Source organism: Streptomyces sp. YS-3, from assembly GCF_045257485.1.
GTDB lineage: Bacteria > Actinomycetota > Actinomycetes > Streptomycetales > Streptomycetaceae > Streptomyces.
The window spans coordinates 1-802 of record NZ_JBJHPC010001132.1 but is presented as its reverse complement, the minus strand read 5'-3'; the positions used below and the strand labels follow the sequence as shown (position 1 = coordinate 802).

The 802-nt window shown below is 74.9% G+C and carries 1 pseudogene; it reads left to right on the top strand.

The window, feature by feature from the left end:
• Nucleotides 1-234: 234 nt before the first annotated feature.
• Nucleotides 235-802, top strand: a pseudogene (locus tag ACJA3G_RS37935) (LuxR family transcriptional regulator); the annotation flags it as partial.

The following is an 802-nucleotide window of genomic DNA, read 5'->3' as shown; positions in this document are numbered from 1 at the left end:
GGATCGCACGGTGGGTGCCTCCTGGTTCGGCGCGGGGCGGGGGCGGGTCGCGTGGTCCATCGTCGGCGGCGCGGGCACCCGGGCGACATCCCGAGATCTGGGTGTTGGCGGGACGCCACCCCCCTCAACTGAGGGGGGTGTGCCCGGCGTTCGGGTGCGGGAGCATGGAGGGCAGACGCGCACCCGACGAGACCCACCCGTACGCGAGGGGTGGCGAGCGAGGAGTACCGGCCCGTGACCGTGCCCAGGAACGCGAGCACCACCCACGCCATCGACACGCTCCTGACGGCCATCGGCGCGGCCCCCGACGCCCTCGCCCTGTTCGCGACCGCCTCCGAGCAGTTGCGCCGCCTCATCCCGTACGACGCCTCCGTGTGGCGGGCCACCGACCCGGTGACGGGGATGATGACCTCGCCGATCCGGGTGGAGAACCTCAACCAGGAGGGCTGCTCGGTCTACTGGGAGTCCGAGCTGCTCACCGAGAACATCAACCTCTTCCGCGACCTCGCCCGCGCGCCGCTGCCGGTGGCGGGGCTGCGCGAGGCCACCGGCGGGCTGCCCGGCCGCAGCACCCTCTACCGCGACTTCCTGGCGCCGCGCGGCCTCGACGACGAACTGCGCGCCGTGCTGCGGGTCGGCGGTCACCCGTGGGGCCAGGTCAGCCTGTTCCGGGCCCAGGGGGCGCCGGCGTTCGGCGCCGACGACGCGCTGGTGGTCAAGGAGCTCTCCGCCGCGATGGCCCGGCGCCTGCGGTCCTTCACCGAGCCGTCCGCGGAGCCCACCCCGAGCCACGCCCCCGGCC